Source organism: Sneathiella aquimaris (assembly GCF_026409565.1).
Lineage (GTDB): Bacteria > Pseudomonadota > Alphaproteobacteria > Sneathiellales > Sneathiellaceae > Sneathiella > Sneathiella aquimaris.
Map to the genome: position 1 here is coordinate 910,134 of NZ_CP112881.1, position 16,548 is coordinate 926,681.

General features: G+C 52.0%; 16 protein-coding genes. 10 read left to right on the top strand and 6 right to left on the bottom strand.

From position 1 onward, the window contains the following. Positions 1-3: 3 nt before the first annotated feature. The 5 genes from cobN to cobJ are packed head-to-tail and all read left to right on the top strand — an operon-like array spanning position 4 to position 6,637. A complete protein-coding gene (cobN, locus tag OIR97_RS04190) occupies positions 4-3,312 on the top strand; it encodes a cobaltochelatase subunit CobN (RefSeq protein ID WP_169546408.1) in 3,309 nt (1,102 codons plus the stop codon). Next, positions 3,305-4,510, top strand: coding sequence for a precorrin-3B synthase (locus tag OIR97_RS04195; RefSeq protein WP_169546407.1), 1,206 nt, complete (start codon positions 3,305-3,307; stop codon positions 4,508-4,510). The genes cobN and OIR97_RS04195 overlap by 8 nt, the downstream gene beginning before the upstream one ends. Next, positions 4,507-5,136 carry a precorrin-8X methylmutase gene (locus tag OIR97_RS04200; protein WP_169546406.1) on the top strand — a complete coding sequence of 210 codons (630 nt, stop codon included), beginning with the start codon at positions 4,507-4,509 and terminating at the stop codon, positions 5,134-5,136. The genes OIR97_RS04195 and OIR97_RS04200 overlap by 4 nt, the downstream gene beginning before the upstream one ends. A 2-nt stretch (positions 5,137-5,138) precedes the next feature. Then, positions 5,139-5,864: a precorrin-2 C(20)-methyltransferase gene (locus OIR97_RS04205; protein ID WP_169546405.1), complete on the top strand. Its 726-nt coding sequence runs from the start codon at positions 5,139-5,141 to the stop codon at positions 5,862-5,864. Then, positions 5,861-6,637: a precorrin-3B C(17)-methyltransferase gene (gene cobJ, locus OIR97_RS04210; protein ID WP_169546404.1), complete on the top strand. Its 777-nt coding sequence runs from the start codon at positions 5,861-5,863 to the stop codon at positions 6,635-6,637. The genes OIR97_RS04205 and cobJ overlap by 4 nt, the downstream gene beginning before the upstream one ends. Here cobJ and OIR97_RS04215 read toward each other — a convergent pair. Continuing rightward, a complete protein-coding gene (locus OIR97_RS04215; RefSeq protein ID WP_169546403.1) occupies positions 6,616-7,359 on the bottom strand; it encodes a cobalt-precorrin-6A reductase in 744 nt (247 codons plus the stop codon). The two genes, cobJ and OIR97_RS04215, sit on opposite strands and share 22 nt — an antisense overlap. Before the next feature lies 1 nt (position 7,360). Between OIR97_RS04215 and cbiE the strand changes: the two genes are divergently transcribed. Genes cbiE through cobO form a run of 5 tightly spaced genes read left to right on the top strand, consistent with a single transcriptional unit; the run spans position 7,361 to position 11,683 of the window. Continuing rightward, positions 7,361-8,548: a precorrin-6y C5,15-methyltransferase (decarboxylating) subunit CbiE gene (gene cbiE / locus OIR97_RS04220; protein ID WP_169546402.1), complete on the top strand. Its 1,188-nt coding sequence runs from the start codon at positions 7,361-7,363 to the stop codon at positions 8,546-8,548. Then, the gene (locus OIR97_RS04225) at positions 8,545-8,928 is read left to right on the top strand and encodes a cobalamin biosynthesis protein (protein ID WP_169546401.1); all 384 of its coding nucleotides are present in this window, start codon (positions 8,545-8,547) and stop codon (positions 8,926-8,928) included. Before cbiE ends, OIR97_RS04225 begins: the two co-directional genes overlap by 4 nt. Beyond that, positions 8,928-9,719 carry a precorrin-4 C(11)-methyltransferase gene (cobM, locus tag OIR97_RS04230; RefSeq protein WP_169546400.1) on the top strand — a complete coding sequence of 264 codons (792 nt, stop codon included), beginning with the start codon at positions 8,928-8,930 and terminating at the stop codon, positions 9,717-9,719. The genes OIR97_RS04225 and cobM overlap by 1 nt, the downstream gene beginning before the upstream one ends. A gap of 8 nt (positions 9,720-9,727) precedes the next feature. Further along, positions 9,728-11,053, top strand: a complete 1,326-nt coding sequence (locus OIR97_RS04235) for a cobyrinate a,c-diamide synthase (protein ID WP_169546399.1) — start codon at positions 9,728-9,730, stop codon at positions 11,051-11,053. 3 nt (positions 11,054-11,056) lie between these two features. Next, positions 11,057-11,683 carry a cob(I)yrinic acid a,c-diamide adenosyltransferase gene (gene cobO / locus OIR97_RS04240; RefSeq protein WP_169546398.1) on the top strand — a complete coding sequence of 209 codons (627 nt, stop codon included), beginning with the start codon at positions 11,057-11,059 and terminating at the stop codon, positions 11,681-11,683. Here the strand turns inward: cobO and OIR97_RS04245 are convergent. The 5 genes from OIR97_RS04245 to OIR97_RS04265 are packed head-to-tail and all read right to left on the bottom strand — an operon-like array spanning position 11,680 to position 16,535. Further along, positions 11,680-12,639, bottom strand: coding sequence for a threonine-phosphate decarboxylase (locus OIR97_RS04245; protein ID WP_169546487.1), 960 nt, complete (start codon positions 12,637-12,639; stop codon positions 11,680-11,682). The genes cobO and OIR97_RS04245 overlap by 4 nt on opposite strands. A gap of 38 nt (positions 12,640-12,677) precedes the next feature. Continuing rightward, the gene (gene cbiB, locus OIR97_RS04250) at positions 12,678-13,673 is read right to left on the bottom strand and encodes an adenosylcobinamide-phosphate synthase CbiB (protein WP_169546397.1); all 996 of its coding nucleotides are present in this window, start codon (positions 13,671-13,673) and stop codon (positions 12,678-12,680) included. After that, entirely contained in the window at positions 13,670-15,142 is a 1,473-nt protein-coding gene (locus tag OIR97_RS04255; protein ID WP_169546396.1) for a cobyric acid synthase, read from the bottom strand. Before OIR97_RS04255 ends, cbiB begins: the two co-directional genes overlap by 4 nt. Then, on the bottom strand, positions 15,139-15,774 hold the full coding sequence (locus tag OIR97_RS04260) for a histidine phosphatase family protein (protein WP_169546395.1): 636 nt from the start codon (positions 15,772-15,774) through the stop codon (positions 15,139-15,141). The genes OIR97_RS04255 and OIR97_RS04260 overlap by 4 nt, the downstream gene beginning before the upstream one ends. Continuing rightward, the gene (locus OIR97_RS04265) at positions 15,771-16,535 is read right to left on the bottom strand and encodes an adenosylcobinamide-GDP ribazoletransferase (RefSeq protein ID WP_169546394.1); all 765 of its coding nucleotides are present in this window, start codon (positions 16,533-16,535) and stop codon (positions 15,771-15,773) included. The genes OIR97_RS04260 and OIR97_RS04265 overlap by 4 nt, the downstream gene beginning before the upstream one ends. Positions 16,536-16,548 lie beyond the last annotated feature (13 nt).

Genomic DNA, 16,548 nt, shown 5'->3' on the forward strand with positions numbered 1-16,548 from the left:
TTCATGCATGTAGTCTTTCGCGAAAGTCATGGTCTGGAAGAAAACGAGGTTGCACAGGATCTGGGGCAGGATCCTGCTGATCTTGTTGTCTTGTCGTTTTCCGACAGTGATCTTGGGGCTTTCGCGGCAGGCTGGGAGCAGGCCCGTGAGGACTTGCCCAGTGTACGGCTTGCCAATCTTGCGGCGCTGAAGCATCCGCTTTCGGTCGATGTCTATATCGAAAATACGTTGCAGGACGCCAAGGCTATCCTGATCCGGCTTATCGGCGGCGAGCAATATTGGCAGTATGGGTTGTCAGCGGTAAATGAATTGGCCCGGAGGGAAAAGATTGCATTGGCGGTTTTGCCTGCGGACGGCCGGAATGATCCGCGCCTTGATGCAATGTCGACAGTCAGTGTCCCGACGTTACGGCGCTTGAAGTCATTATGTGATCAGGGCGGGGCACCGGCGGCCGAAACTGCGCTAAAAATCATGGCGGGCGCCCTGCCAGAAGATGCTGATTTTGAAGAGAGCGTTCAGCCTCTTCCGCTGCATGGATTTTATGATCCTGACCATGGATATGCTGAAACACTTGAAGCTTTTTCCGCCGTTCCGCAAAGTCCGATTATCATCAGTTTTTACCGGTCCTATTTGACCTCGGCCGATCTGGAGCCTGTCGACGCGCTGATCCGGGCATTTCGTAAGAAGGGGTTCGCCTGTTTTGGTGTTTTCGCAGCCTCTCTGAAAGCGAATGAAACGGTTGTCTGGCTTGAGGCGTTGTTGCCCGGATTGCAGCCTGAGGCGATTGTTAATCTAACGGCTTTTTCGGCCAAAGGGGCAAACGGAAAATCTCCGTTAGAAGTCGCGGGATGCCCTGTTTTTCAAACGGCCTTGTCCACAGCACCCAGCCAGAAATGGGCGGAGAGCGAACGGGGTTTGTCACCGGCAGACCTTGCTATGTTTGTTGCCATGCCAGAGGTGGATGGACGAATTTTTACAGCCGTCACAAGCTTTAAAGAGCCGTCTAACCGACATGAAGACTTGCAGTTTTCAAGATTTTATCACCGTGCAGACCTTAATCGGGTTGCGGCGATTGTTCAGCAGGTCAGCCGCTGGATTACGCTCGCCCGAAAAACAGCGGCAGAAAAACATCTGGCCTTTATATTGTCCACCTATCCGGGCAAAGATCATCAGATCGCGCATGCGGTTGGTCTGGATGCGCTCGCCTCGATGGACGCAATACTGTCGTTCCTAAACAAAGAAGGATATCAGACGGGTCCGACGGAAGCACTGGCAAACCAGCTTTTGCAATCCACCGTGACGTGGCCACTGGAGCTTTATCTTCAAGCACTGAAAGCCTTGCCTGGTGAGTTGCGTCAGGACTTAAGCGATGCGTGGGGCGACCCTGAAGACGATCCTACTTGCCGAAATGGGTTCTTTGAATTTCGGGCCCTTCGCCAAGGACAAGTGAGCATTGCCTTGCAGCCGGAAAGAGGCCATCGGGCAGAACGGGACGATGATTACCATGATCTCGCCCGAATTCCCTGTCACGGATATGTGGCCTTCTATTTGTGGCTACAACATCACGGCACGATTTCTGGCAATGAATTGGATGCCCTGGTTCATATCGGGGCACATGGCACTCTGGAATGGTTGCCCGGTAAATCGGTTGCCCTGTCTGACGAGTGCTGGCCAGATGTTTTAACGGGATCATTGCCCGTTATTTATCCATTTATTGTGAATGATCCGGGCGAGGCGGTGCAGGCCAAGCGACGGATCGGCGCTGTGACACTGGGGCATATGCCGCCGCCGATGAAGGAAAGCGCGGTTCCATCTTCTATGGTTCGGTTGGAACGGCTTTTGGATGAATATTCAACTGCCGACGGTCTTGACCCAAATCGTCGGGACCGTTTGGTAACGGCCATTCGCGAGGAAGCGCAGGCAGCTGGAGTTGAAGAGGATATCGGCATTGAGCCCGATCACTCGGCCGCAGAGGCCCTTGTTCGGATTGACCGCTTTGTTTGCGATATCAAGGAAAGCCAGTTTGGAGATGGCTTGCATATATATGGGGAAGGCGTCTCGGGATCTACAGAATTGGAAGGTCTGTTAAAAGCTCTTTCTGGCCAGGCAGTTGCCCCAGGGCCGTCAGGCTCTCCGTTCAAGGGACGGGATGATGTTTTGCCGACAGGGCGCAATCTGTATTCGACAGATCCTCGTGCGGTACCGACCCGGGCGGCTTACGCACAGGGTGTAAAGCTTGCGGAAGAACTGGTTCGGCGCCACTTGCAGGATCACGGAGACTATCCACGCGCACTGATTGTTGATCTTTGGGGGTCCGCGACCATGAGGACAGCGGGTGAAGAATTTGCCATGGCACTTCATTTAGCAGGGGTTGAACCCAAATGGGGCGAGAATAGCGATCGCGTCACGGGCTTTGAAATTTTGCCACTAATGATGCTGGACCGTCCCCGTATTGACGTAACTTTGCGTGTGTCAGGACTGTTTCGGGATATTTTCCCCAATCTGTCGGATTTGTTTAATGCGGCGACGGCGACCCTTGCCACACGGGACGAAGGCACTGCGGATAATCCCTATCAGGATAAAAATCCACGTGTTTTTGGGCCTAAGCCCGGCTTGTATGGAGTGCAGATGGACCCTGGAAACACAGACTATACGGCTGATGCCAGGATGTCGGCGGGGGAAAGTTGGCTCGCTGGCTCAGAGTGGGTTATGGCTGGCAGTTTCGGCGATCAGGCTGATCATTCTGACCGGGAAACCCTTGAAAAAAGAGTTCTGCAAGCTGATGCTTTTGTTCACAGTCAGGACTTGCCTGAAACGGACTTGCTGCTGGCAATGGATTATGCCACCCATGAAGCCGGGTTTGCCGCAGCCCATGCAGGACTAACGGCGGCGCGTCCAGGAGAGGTAGAAAAAAACCCGGTCCTTTACCATTTGGATAACACACGAAGTAATGACCCGAAAGCCCGAACACTTTCTGAAGAAATCGCGAGAGTTGTTCGTGCAAGGGCGACGAACCCGGACTGGCTGGCAGGGATGTTACGTCACGGTTTTCGGGGTGGGGCTGAAATTGCAGCCACGTTGGAACATATGGCGGCCTTCGCGCATATGGCGCACGCCGTTCCGGCACATTTATTTGATGCCTACTACGAGCATACGCTGGGTGATGACAAAATCAGAGAGTTTCTTGAAGAGCATAACCCGCAGGCCTTAGAGGCAATGGAGGCCTGTTTCGAGCGGTTGCATGAAGCCGGTCTTTGGGTGACACGCCGAAATTGGATTGCCGCACAGATCGGGGTGAGCGGCGATGGGTGATCCAGTTGTAAAAGGGTGGTGTCCGGGGGCTTTGAAGCCCATGCAGTCAGGCGATGGTCTTCTTGTTAGAATACGGCCGTTTAAAAGTCGTTTGAACGCAGATCAGTTGGCTGGAATTGGGAAACTTGCCCGGGAATATGGAAATGGTCTTGTTGATTTTTCCCGCCGATCCAATTTGCAGCTGCGCGGCGTTCTTCCAGAAAATCATGCTCCATTAATGGCCCGGTTGCAGTCCCTTCATCTTATTGATGACAATGTTCTTGTTGAAAGTCGCCGGAATATGGTCGTCACACCGTTCTGGACGGACGGGGATGACTCCGATGTAATCGCCGCGAGGCTTGAAAAAGCGTTGCTGGATGAAAATCTGCATTTGACCGGTTTACCGGGAAAATTCGGTTTCGCCGTTGATTGCGGGCCTTTACCAGTTCTGTCCGGAATGCCTGCAGATATCCGAATTGAACGATCAGCACAGGGCGGGCTGGTTGTGCGTCCTGACGGGTCTGATTTTGGCATTTCTGTTCAGTTGGAAACAGCCGTCGACATGGCAGTTTCACTCGCCCGATGGTTCTCGGACTTGAAGGAAATTAAGGCGGGCCGTGGTCGCATGCGCCAATATGTACATTTGCTGCCGGAAAACGCTGAATTTATGCTTACCGAAGCCAGTGCAGAACCTGCTGTGATGCCAGCTGTTGGATGGGTGCAGACGGGGTTTCTTGCGGGTCTGGAGTTAGGACAATTGACAGCAGCCGGGTTGATCGCGTTGTCTGAAAAAGTTGACGCGGTGCGCCTGACACCCTGGCGGATGCTGTGCCTTGAACACTATTCAGCGGATGCAGGATTGCTGGATGCGATTGACGGCATGATAACCAACCCGGACTGCCCGCTGATGAGAATTGCCGCCTGCACAGGATCGCCGGCCTGCCCGCAAGGCTGGTTGGATACCCGAAAGTTGGCTCGCGACTTATCAACAAGTTTGCCTTTGGGCGATAGTCTGTATATCAGTGGCTGCACGAAAAAATGTGCGGGACAATCAGAGGCATTCACGCATGCCATGATTGCGGCGCAGTCGGGTGTGACGGTGTATAATAAACAACGAAATGCACCTTTCTCCAGTGAGCATTTCTCGCATGAAGAGTTTAAGGAAAAGACGACGATGCATATCAAGGGCGATACTTTCTTTTTCAAGGAAAGCCAATGACCCATTATTACGAAACAGATGGTCAGGCCATATACAATCAGTCCTTTTCAATCATCCGGCGCGAAGCAGATCTTGAGCGTTTTTCGCCAGAAGAGGAAATCGTCGCGGTTCGAATGATCCATGCAAGTGGCATGGTCGGGTTGGAAAAATCGATCGAATTTTCGCCGGGTATGGCGGTAAAAGCACGTTCCGCGCTGGAACAGGGGGCCCCGATTTTCTGTGATGCCCGGATGGTCAGTGAAGGGATTACCCGGACGCGCCTACCGTCGGAAAATGAGATTATCTGTACATTGCATGACGACGGTGTTTTCGAATTGGCCCGACAGATCGCCAACACGCGGTCAGCCGCAGCCCTTGAGCTCTGGCGTCCGAAGCTGGAAGGGGCGGTTGTTGCCATCGGAAACGCGCCGACCGCTTTGTTTCATTTGTTAAATATGCTGGAAGATCCGGAATGTCCGCGGCCGGCCGCAATCATTGGTTGTCCTGTGGGTTTTGTTGGGGCAATGGAATCAAAAGAGGCGTTGATGCAGGATTTGCCTGTGCCTTCAATGACGGTGCGGGGACGACTTGGCGGTTCTGCGATTACGGTGGCGGCGATTAATGCGCTGGCCAGCCGGAAGGAATAAAGATGGCGAAGGTTATTTGTGTTGGTCTGGGTCCCGGCGATCCAGAATTAATGAGCGTTAAATCAGATCGCCTCATTCGCAATGCTGATAAAGTGGCGTATTTCAGGAAAGCGGGACGAAAAGGGCAGGCCCGCCAGATTGTGTCCGGGATGCTTGCGGATAACGTTCTTGAATTACCGATGGAGTATCCGGTAACCACAGAAATTCCGGTAGCGGATCCTCGATATAATGAAATGCTGTCCGCTTTCTATGAAGAACAGGCCTGTCGCCTGATTGATCTGGCGGAAACCAGCGCAACGGACATCATTGTGTTGTGCGAAGGGGATCCGTTCTTTTACGGCTCTTTCATGCATTTATATATTCGCTTGCAGGGGCGCGTCGACATGGAAATCATCCCCGGTATTACCGGAATGTCTGGTTGCTGGACCGCGACCGGTGTTCCGATGACCTGGGGCGATGATATTCTGACAGTTCTCATGGGAACGTTGCCAGAAGAAACACTGACCGAAAAAATGCAGGATACAGACGCCTTTGTTGTTATGAAAACAGGGCGTAACCTTCCAAAAATAAAAATGGCGCTGGATAAAGCCGGACGGATGCCGGATGCGTGGATCGTAAGTCACGGCACCATGGCCCAGCAGAAGGTCCAGCGGCTTGTCGATTTTACAGAAGGTTCAATTCCCTATTTCACAATCATTCTGGTCCATGGTCAGGGGCGGCGCCCATGATACACGAAAATCAAAAAGGCAGCGTTGTGGTGGCAGGCCTGGGACCGGGGCGGGACGATTGGATCTGCCCCTCTGTTCAAAAAGCCATTGATCAGGCGACAGATGTTGTCGGCTATGGTCCATATGTCAGCCGCGTACCAGACCGCGAAGGGCTGACCTTACATGCGACAGACAACAGGGTTGAATTGGAACGCGCGCGCCATGCTTTGGAAATGGCCGCTAGCGGGCATCGGGTTGTTGTTGTTTCTTCTGGTGATCCCGGTGTGTTTGCGATGGCATCCGCATTGTTTGAAGCGCTGGAAGAAGGAGAGCCTCTGTGGCGTTCGCTTGACGTGGAAATCTTGCCGGGGGTAACGGCAATGCTGGCCGCGGCTGCCCGGTTGGGCGCACCTTTAGGACATGATTTTTGTGCGATCAATCTGTCTGACAACCTGAAGCCTTTTTCTTTAATTGAAAAGCGGGTTTCCTTGTCGGTAGAGGCGGATTTTGCAATGGCGTTTTATAACCCTAGATCGAAGGCCCGCCCGCATCAGTTTGAAAAAATTCTGGATTTGCTGAAAACTCAGACGAAGGGGGATCGCCTGATAAGCTTTGCCCGCGCAGTGTCAACAGACGAGGAGCATATCAAAACAGTATCTTTGAGTGAAGCAACGCCGGATATGGCAGATATGCGTACTGTTGTGATCGTGGGGTCTTCCTTAACACGGCAAATCGCGGGAACCGATTTTGTGTATACGCCGCGGTCGACCCCTCATATGGCGGAGGTTGAATGAGCCAGCCAGTTCAGGACATCTTTTGGATCAGCAACAACGTTTCGCTTCGGCAAAGCGGGGCGACCAATCATGATGACTTGAAGCTTCAGATCGCGCGCTGCCTGGATTTTGGCAAAGGCACCTTCGCCGCCGGCATTTTTAGCAACCACATATTGAATTCGTTTTTCGGCAAGCCAATTCCGGTCTTTTTCAAATTCAAAAGGTCCCCGGTCCACCACAATTTCATAGTTCGGAAAATCAAGCGGGCCGCCAGGTTGGTCGACAATGCGCAACAGATAGTGATGCTGTGGCTTTCGGTAAAAAGAATTCAGGTGCTGACGTCCGATCCCAAGAAAAATACGCGCGGGCGTTTCGGGCAACGCGTCGACAGCTTTGGTAATATCTGCGACGTTGATCCAATTGTCGTCGGGCTGTTCACGCCAGGGTGGTCGCTCGAGGGCCAAAAGCGGCGTGTTTGTTTGAGCACAGGCTGCAATCGCATTCCGGCTCATCTGGGCCGCAAAGGGATGGGTCGCATCGATAACGGCACGGACCTGTTCGCGAAGAATAAAATCGACCAGACCAGCAACACCGCCGAACCCGCCAATGCGGGTTGGGATCGGTTGTTCTCGTGGCACGTCAACCCGACCCGCATAGGAAAACAACGCATCAAGTTGCGTTTCCGAAACGGCTTTAGCAAGGCGGCTGGCGTCCAGTGTCCCGCCCAGAATGAGGGTTTTCATAATGCCTGATCCGTGGCTGTCCATAATAGGTATCGGCGAAGATAGCCTTGAAGCTTTGACAGATGCAAGCCGGAAAGCGTTGGCGCAGGCAGAGCTGGTTTTTGGTTCTGCCCGGCATCTTGCTTTGGCAGGAGTGACAGATAAAGGGCGAGAATGGCCGCTGCCATTTTCGGTAAAAGAAGTCCTTGATTGCAAAGGAAAGTCGGTGGCCGTATTGGCATCCGGGGACCCATTTTGGCACGGTGTTGGGGGCACTTTAGCGACCTCACTGGACCCGTCAGATTGGCGTTGCTATCCAGCGCCTTCAAGCTTTTCAACTGTGTCTTCGCGAATGGGATGGCGTTTGGAAACAGTTCATTGCCTTGGATTGCACGCGGCCCCTTTGGAGAAGCTGTATCCTTTGCTTAATGCGGGTGAAAAATTTATCTGTCTGATGCGCGATGGTGCACAGGTGCAAAAATTGGCTCAGTGGCTTTGCGAGACAGGATTTACAGACACGGAGCTGTTTGTCTTCGAAGCGTTGCTCAGCCCATCGGAACGCCGCCGTTCGTCACTGGTTTCAGGTTTTTCCATGACGAATATCAATCATCCGGTTACAGTCGCGTTCATTGCCAATGGCCAGAAAGGGTTGCCGCAAAGTTCAGGTCTGCCCGATGCTGTTTTCGCAAGTGACGGCCAAATGACCAAGCGGGCAGTAAGGGCCGTAACCTTATCCAGTTTATCCCCGCGCGCGGGCGAATGCCTTTGGGATATTGGCGCCGGGTCAGGCACAATTGCAATCGAGTGGTTGATCGCAACGAAAACCGGGCAGGCGGTTGCCGTGGAATGCCGCGAGGACCGACTGAGCAATATCCAGAAAAACGCAGATCAGTTTGGTGTCGCCTCTCAAATGAAAATCATTAAGGAAAAAGCGCCCGCAGGACTGGACGGATTGCCGGTGCCCGATGCGGTCTTCATTGGCGGGGGGCTGAGCGCGGATATGCTGCATCAGGTATGGTCCTGTATTCCCGAAGGATGCCGTGTTGTCGTAAATGCGGTAACGCTTGAAAGTGAAGCGCTGCTTATCAGTTGGTCGGCAGAAAAAGGCGGCGAATTGATGCGACTTGCGGTTTCTTCGACAAAACCCCTGGGGAGCAAAAGAGGGTGGGTCGCGGCCAATCCGATATTGCAATGGGTGGTCACCAGATGAAGGCGTTTCTTGGCATTGGCTTTCGTTCTGACGCGACCCTCGCGTCTTTTGAGGACGTGTATGAAAAAGTAAATTCCGGATTTCACATTTGCGGTGTTGCGACTTTGTCAGGCAAAGAAAAAACGCCAGCGTTCATTCAGTTTATCAGTGAAATGGATGTGCCGGTAAGTGTGCATTCACGGGAAAGTTTAGGGCGCTTTAAAACACCTTCCGTTACGGTGAAATCCGTTGAAATCTATGGCGTGAGCAGCGTTGCCGAAGCGTCTGCTCTCGCGGCGGCAGGCCCTTCGAGTCGACTATGCGGAAAACGGCAGGTTTCAGATGATGGTATGGCGACTGCGGCAATCGCAATGCAAAGAAAAACAGTAGGAGAAGTTTGATGACAGTTCACTTTATCGGCGCAGGGCCGGGGGCTGCCGATTTGATCACAGTTCGGGGCCAAAATCTAATATCGTCCTGTCCCGTCTGTCTGTATGCAGGATCGCTGGTTCCCGAGGAGATTCTGGAGCATTGTCCAGACGGTGCGAAAGTCATCAATACAGCGTCAATGTCGCTTGATACAATCGTCGCGGAAATTCAGACAGCCCACGCCGAAGGCCATGATATAGCCCGGCTTCATTCTGGTGATTTGTCTGTCTGGTCCGCAATGGGAGAGCAATTGCGCAGGCTCGATGCGTTAAAAATTCCCTATGAAATAACTCCGGGCGTTCCCTCATTTTCCGCTGCTGCCGCGGCGCTTGGAAAAGAGCTAACCCTTCCCGGCGTCGTGCAGTCAGTTATCCTGACGCGGACATCCGGGCGGGCAACACAAATGCCCGATGGTGAAACGCTTGCCAATTTTGCCGCAACTGGAGCGACGCTTGCGATTCACCTCTCCGTTCATGTCTTACCAAAGGTCGTCGCAGAACTTCAGCCTTTTTATGGGGAGGATTGTCCGGTTGCGATCGTCTGGCGGGCGAGTTGGCCGGATCAGAGAATTATTCGGGGCTGTTTGTCAGATATTGATCAACAGGTTGGCGAAGAGCGAGGCCGGACGGCACTGATTTTAGTCGGCCGCGCGCTCAACGAACAGGAATTTGATGAAAGCCGCTTATATGCGGATGATTATGACCGCCGTTTCCGGCCGCGGGGCACAGACCCACGGTTCCCGGACACAGCCCCTTCTGAATAGGTACAGGTATGATCCCCAATGGTCTTTTGATTTCAGCCCCGGCATCGGGAACGGGAAAAACAACTTTGATGCTTGGCCTGGCACGGGCGTTATCTCGCAAAGGTTTACAGGTCCAGCCTTTTAAGTCGGGCCCTGACTATATTGACCCCGCTTTCCATACGGCCGCAACTGGGCGGTCTGGCATCAATATGGATAGTTGGGCGATGCCGCAGTCATTGCTGGACAATCTTTTGCATCGCGCAGAGGGGGCCGATCTTATTCTGGCTGAAGGCTCAATGGGGTTGTTCGATGGCGTGGCAAGTGCTGGTGAAGTCGGTAACGGTGCAAGTGCGGATATTGCGACAAGTATGGGATGGCCGGTTGTTTTGGTTATTGATGTGTCGGGGCAGGCGCAATCAGCAGCAGCAACAGCAAAGGGCTTTTCCGAACTGAGGCCTGAAATGCCATTTGCCGGCGTTGTGCTTAACCGGGTGGCGAGCCCGCGCCACGAGATGTTAAGCCGGGTTGGTATGGAGCAGACGGGCATCAAGGTCTTGGGCGCGTTGCCACGAAATCCGGATATTACGCTCCCAGAACGCCATCTCGGTCTTGTGCAGGCACAGGAAAAAGGGGACTTGCATGATGTGCTTGAGGCTATGGCCGATTTTGTCGAAAAGCATGTTGATGTCGAAATGATGTTGAAAATGGCGGGGGCTCAAGATCACTATCGCGCGCCAAATAAAGAGGCGACAGTGCAGCCCCCCGGACAACGAATTGCATTGGCGCAGGATGCTGCCTTCTCGTTTGTTTATCCGCATGTGGCGGATCAATGGCGGGTTGCGGGTTCAGAAATCCTGCCCTTTTCTCCACTGGCTGATGAAGCCCCGGACCCAACGGCAGATATTTGCTGGCTTCCGGGCGGTTATCCAGAACTGCATGCGGGCGCATTGGCTGCTGCCAACCATTTTAAAACATCGCTGGTCTCGTTTGCGGCGGACCGGCCTGTTCACGGCGAGTGTGGTGGCTATATGGCGATGGGCGACGTGCTGATCGATAAAGACGGTGTCGGCCATCAGATGGCGGGTTTGCTGGGTCTGGAAACGTCTTACGCAAAGCGCAAGATGCATTTAGGATATCGGCACGCATCTCTGACAAAACCAATGCCGGGATATAAACCGGGCGCGCGTTTGCGTGGCCACGAGTTTCATTATTCCACAATCCTGAAGCAACCGGATCAGCCTCTCGCAGACGTCAAGGATGCCAACGATCAGGCTATTCCCGAGACGGGATCGGTTCGGGGAAATGCGACCGGTACATTCTTCCATTTAATTTCTGAAGGGCGCAAAGGGAACTAGTAGATGCAAAAAGAAAAATCTGAAATGAACGAGAACGAACGCCATACCGCCAAGATGCAAAAGAAAAAAGCAGCGCGGGATCGGATTATGGAAAGCAAAGATGGCGAAAAAGGGCTGATCATTGTTCATACAGGCAATGGAAAAGGTAAATCTTCCTCTGCTTTTGGAATGATTTTCAGGGCTATTGCTCATGACATGCCATGTGGTGTCATCCAGTTTATCAAAGGCGCGTGGTCTACAGGTGAACGCACCATGATTGAAGAGCGTTTTTCTGATCTGTGCTCGTTTTATGCCATGGGTGAAGGCTTTACCTGGGAAACGCAGGATAAAGAGCGGGATATTGCTGCTGCGACAAAAGCTTGGGAAAAAGCCAAAGAGATGATCCGGGACGAAAAGAACAAGATGGTCTTGCTCGATGAAGTCAATATCGCCCTGAAATATGGCTATATTGACCTTGCGGATGTCGTTGAATTTCTGTCGAGGGAAAAACCGGAAATGACCCATGTTGTTTTGACGGGCCGTCATGCACCGCAGGAACTGATTGATATTGCAGATCTGGTTACAGATATGACCATGGTAAAACACCCTTTCCGCTCTGGCATCAAGGCGCAAAAAGGCGTTGAGTTTTAACCCTTTTCGATAGACTTAATGGCGATTTCCAGCTTTTCCCAATCTTTTTGTAAGCCGGGAAGCCCCAAGCGAATGAAGCTTCGAGAATAAGGAAAAATGCGGGACCAGATATGGTGGGCGGCAAGCCGGTCTTGAAAAACTGCTGCATTTGGACAATCGTACAGACGAAATAGTGGGGTTCCACCAACCAGCGTGGCGCCGGTAGGCTGGATCAGGGTATCCAGCCGGGCCGCGTCTTTTCGTAGTCTGAGGATCGTTTCATTCTGCCATTCGTGATCTGACAGGGCCGTGATCCCGATTTCGATGGCAGCACCGGAAACAGGCCATGGGCCGGCGAGTTGATTAAAAATCCGGATGTCTTTTGGCGACGCGACAACAAATCCCAATCTTATGCCAGCCAATCCATAGAATTTCCCAAAAGACCGAAATACTATCAGTCCGGTTTTATCCGTGTCCGGTGTTAGTGAATATCCGGTTTCACAGTCCATGAAGCTTTCATCAACGACCAACCTGCCAACATGGGGTAGGAGCGCCACCAATTGTTCAGGTCGGTAGAGGCGTCCGTTAGGATTATTCGGATTGACCACAATTGCCAGATCGCAATCCGCCAGTTGCTCTAAATGGCTGACTTCCTCAACAATCCAGCCTGCCAGCCGCAGAACATTTGCATGTTCGTTATAGGTTGGCGTTAGAATTTTAGCGTGGCGGCCGGGCAAACCGGCAGCAGGCGCAAAATGCGGCATCATCTGGATAGCAGTCTGCGCCCCTGAAACTGCAAGAATGTCGCCGCGGCAGGACCAGGCGGACTTGGCCGTTTCGTTTAAGCGTTCTTTGCTGCTTATGGTGGGCAGGTCGGTCCAGGTCGGCGGAGGGAGGTCTGGTATCGGATAGGCGCATGGATTTATGCCCGTAGATAGATCGAGCCAATCTGAAACGGCCCCGCCATGTTGCGCCATTGCCTGGTCAATATTTCCGCCATGATCTTTTAGTGTCACTAAAACAGACTTTCGTAGTTTAAAGAGGCCGCTGCCAAAAAAAGGATGATTGTTATCCCGATAATTGTTCGGCGATAGAGGGCGAGAGCCCGGCCTAGTGAAAGATGGTCAGGATCCGGTTTCCCATCATTGACCCACAGATCTTCTGTCATCACCCCATCGTAGAGCCGAGGACCGGAAAGCCTGATATCCAAGGCGCCTGCCATTGCAGATTCAGGCCATCCGGCATTTGGAGAACGATGCTTGCCAGCATCGTTTTTAATACATTTTAATCCCTTTAGAGGGGCCCCGGATGCGAGCAGAAACAATAAAGCCGTCAGGCGGGCGGGTATCAGATTGACCAAATCATCGAACCGGGCGGAAGCCCATCCAAAATGTAAATATTTTTCATTTTTGTATCCGATCATGGAATCCAGTGTGTTGACCGCTTTATAAAAACCGACCCCCGGTAATCCGAATAAACAGGCCCAGAAAAGGGGCGCAATTACTCCATCGGATGTGTTTTCGGCGAGACTTTCTATGGCAGCACGACAAATGGCTGACTGGTCCAGCGTCTTAGGGTCACGACTGACGATCATTGCGATGGCCATGCGGGCTTTTTCCAGCTTATTCTTGGCTAATGGGGCGCGAATATTATCAACATGCTGGTGTAACGAATGAATGGCGAGTAATGGCCAAATCAAAAGGGCATTTATCAAGATGCCAAACGGGCCCGTCGGGAGTATCAACCAGATGAAGAGCGTAATCGCCAAAGTGACAGTTGTTGTGATCAGCAAAGTTAGTATGCCCATAAAACGCAGGACGAAAGGGCTTTTTGCAGGAATATTGAGCCGGGTGTCCAGCGTCTTTATCAGTCTTCCGATCCAGACCACCGGATGTGAGAGTATTTTAAATAGAAAATCTGGCCAGCCAAAAAGGCTGTCGATTATGATGGCCAACAGGACAGAGACAAGCACATTACCAAAGGAGTGCCCGACAAGGATCTCAAGGATCATTGATCCGCTTCCTTTGCAATCCTGATTATTGCATCAATATCGACGCAGTTCTCGAGCTCCTGTGCAAGGGTATCAAGAGCCTTTTCGATCTTGGAAGAATAGTCGCTGTATGACCCATCTTTCTGCCTGAAGCGGTTCAGAAACTTCTGGCGGAATGCATTATCTGTAAAGAGTCCATGGAGGTATGTTCCCGCTATCTGTCTGTTTTCTGACATGTAGCCGATCGGTCTGTCGTCATCCAAAAGCCACGGAACCAACGCAGGGTCCACTACGCGTGTGTCCCCCAGATGGATTTCATAACCTGAGGTTTGACAGCCTAAAACTACATCCGAAACATCGGTCAGTTTAACTGTTTTGCTGGCACAGAGTGTTGTCTCCAACCCAAGTAACCCAAGTCCGGAAATAGTTTCTTTAGCCCCTTCGATGCCGTCAGGATCAGATAAAAGTGTTCCAAGCATCTGGTAGCCGCCGCACAGGCCCAAGACTTTACCGCCCCGCCGAATATGCGCAGTAAGATCAATATCCCAGCCTTGCTGCCGGAAATCATGCAGGTCGGCAAGGGTTGTTTTGCTTCCCGGTAAAATTACAAGATCGGCATCGCCTGGAAGGGGCGTGCCCGGCTGAACAAAGACAACGTCGACATCTTCTTCAGACTGCAAGGGATCAAGGTCATCAAAATTGGCGATATGGGCGAGCCGAGGAACAACTATAAGAAGGTTACTCGATCGTGTGTGGCCCTGTTTGCCATCCAATGCCATACCATCCTCAGCCGGCAAATCCCCGACCTCGCGAATAAAGGGCACGATCCCCATGTTATGCCAGCCGGTCAGATCTGTCATAAGGGTAAGGGCATCGTCAAATAGCCTGGTATCGCCACGAAACTTGTTGATCAGGTACCCCTTGATCAAGGATTGCTCGTTCTCAGGCAATAAGTTGTGCGTGCCGACGACCGAGGCAATGACCCCACCACGGTTGATGTCGCCAACAAGGATAACAGGGACATTGGCAGTGGTCGCAAAACCCATATTGGCGATATCGCCTGACCGCAAGTTAACTTCTGCCGGACTGCCAGCACCTTCGACGACAATGAAATCCGCCTGTTGTTTCAGGGTCTCAAAACTTTCCAGAATTTTGCCCAGTAAGTCGGTTTTTTTCTCTTTAAAATATGACATTCCCCCCGTTCCGGAAACCTGCCCCTGAACAATGACCTGAGATTTTCCGTCTTGTGGCTTCAATAGAACAGGGTTCATGTGAACACTGCTTGGGGCGCCGCATGCCAGTGCCTGCAATTGTTGGGCACGACCGATTTCTCCGCCCTCCGGGGTAACAGCTGCATTGTTCGACATATTCTGAGGCTTAAAAGGCCGAACAGAATATCCCCGGTTTTTCAGGGCCCGGCAGAGCCCTGCAACCAATATGGATTTTCCCACGTCCGAGCCGGTTCCTTGCAGCATGATCACCGCTGTCATGACATTTCCTCATCGGGGGCAGGTTTATTGATGAATTTTACAATCGGGAAAGCATCGCCATCATAATGCGATATTTCAATGCGGGTCTGACTAGCATAATCGATCGACAACTGGCTGAATATCTTGGGGTTACGGTAATCAATATCAAGAATGGCACTCAGGATCAGTCGGATGACACCGCCATGAACCACCAGCCCGATATGGGCGGACATCGGATCGGCGATCAGCCGGTCCCAACCCCGTAGGACGCGATACCGAAACTCTACCAGTTTTTCTCCATTAGGGGGTGTTACGCGTGAGGGGTCACTCCAAAAATTCATCAACTCGTCTTTTTGATCAAGAAGCGTATCGAACGGAACACCATCCCAGTCACCAAAATTCATTTCCATGAAGTCCAGATCGGTGTCTAACGCTACTTCCCCTGTTTCTGCATATTCGGTCGCAGAGTTTTTACACCGCCGAAGCGGCGAAGTAACAATAGATTGCAAAGACGTGTTGTGGTTCAAATGTCGGACAAGTGCCCGGCCACCCTGCGCCGATGGCAGAATATCGGTATGTCCATATAATGCGGGCGGCCCGTCAACTGCACCATGTCGATACAGATCAATTATGACATGATCATATCTGTTCATGATGCAGACATTCCCAGAAGCAGAGCATAAATTGTAAGCTCTGAGAGTTGTTGGCAGGCACCCAGTGTATCCCCCGTATAGCCGTCCAGATGCCGTTTCATGAACCATTGAAGGGCAAAGCGCACTAAAACCAGAACAGCAAAAAGTTTCACGATTAGAAGCACCGGCACAAACAGGAACAGAGGAAGCAGGCAGGTGAGCGATACAAGCAATTCCCGTCCGGTTTGCCGAGAGGCGAGGGGGGCAGATTTGCTGGTCTCGTCCAGCCGCGCATAGTCCATGTCAAATATAAAGCTGGAGGCAATTGCCCGGGATGCGGGGTAGGCAATTAAAAAAGCCATTGGAACATTTGTTAATTCGGTCAATAAAACCCATTTGCCAAGCAGACACATAAAAAGGGCAGCCGCACCGTAGGTGCCAAGCCGACTGTCTTTCATTATCCGTAATTTATCGGCCTTGGTGTGCCCCCCATAGAAACCGTCGAATGTGTCTGCCAATCCGTCTTCGTGAAAGGCCCCTGTGAGTAGCAAGCCAACGCTTATACACAGGAATATGCTCACCGACTGAGGAAAAAAAATGTCGAGCAACAAGTACAGGCCGGTTACAAGTAGTCCCAGACACCAGCCCACCAACGTGAAATAACGACTGGCCTGATTGAGATATTCAGCTTTAAAGGTTACCGATTTTGGAATCGGAATGCGGCTGAAAAACCCAAGGGCAATGAAGAACAAATTGATCTGTTGGTAAAATATGTGCTTCATCAATAGGGTACCT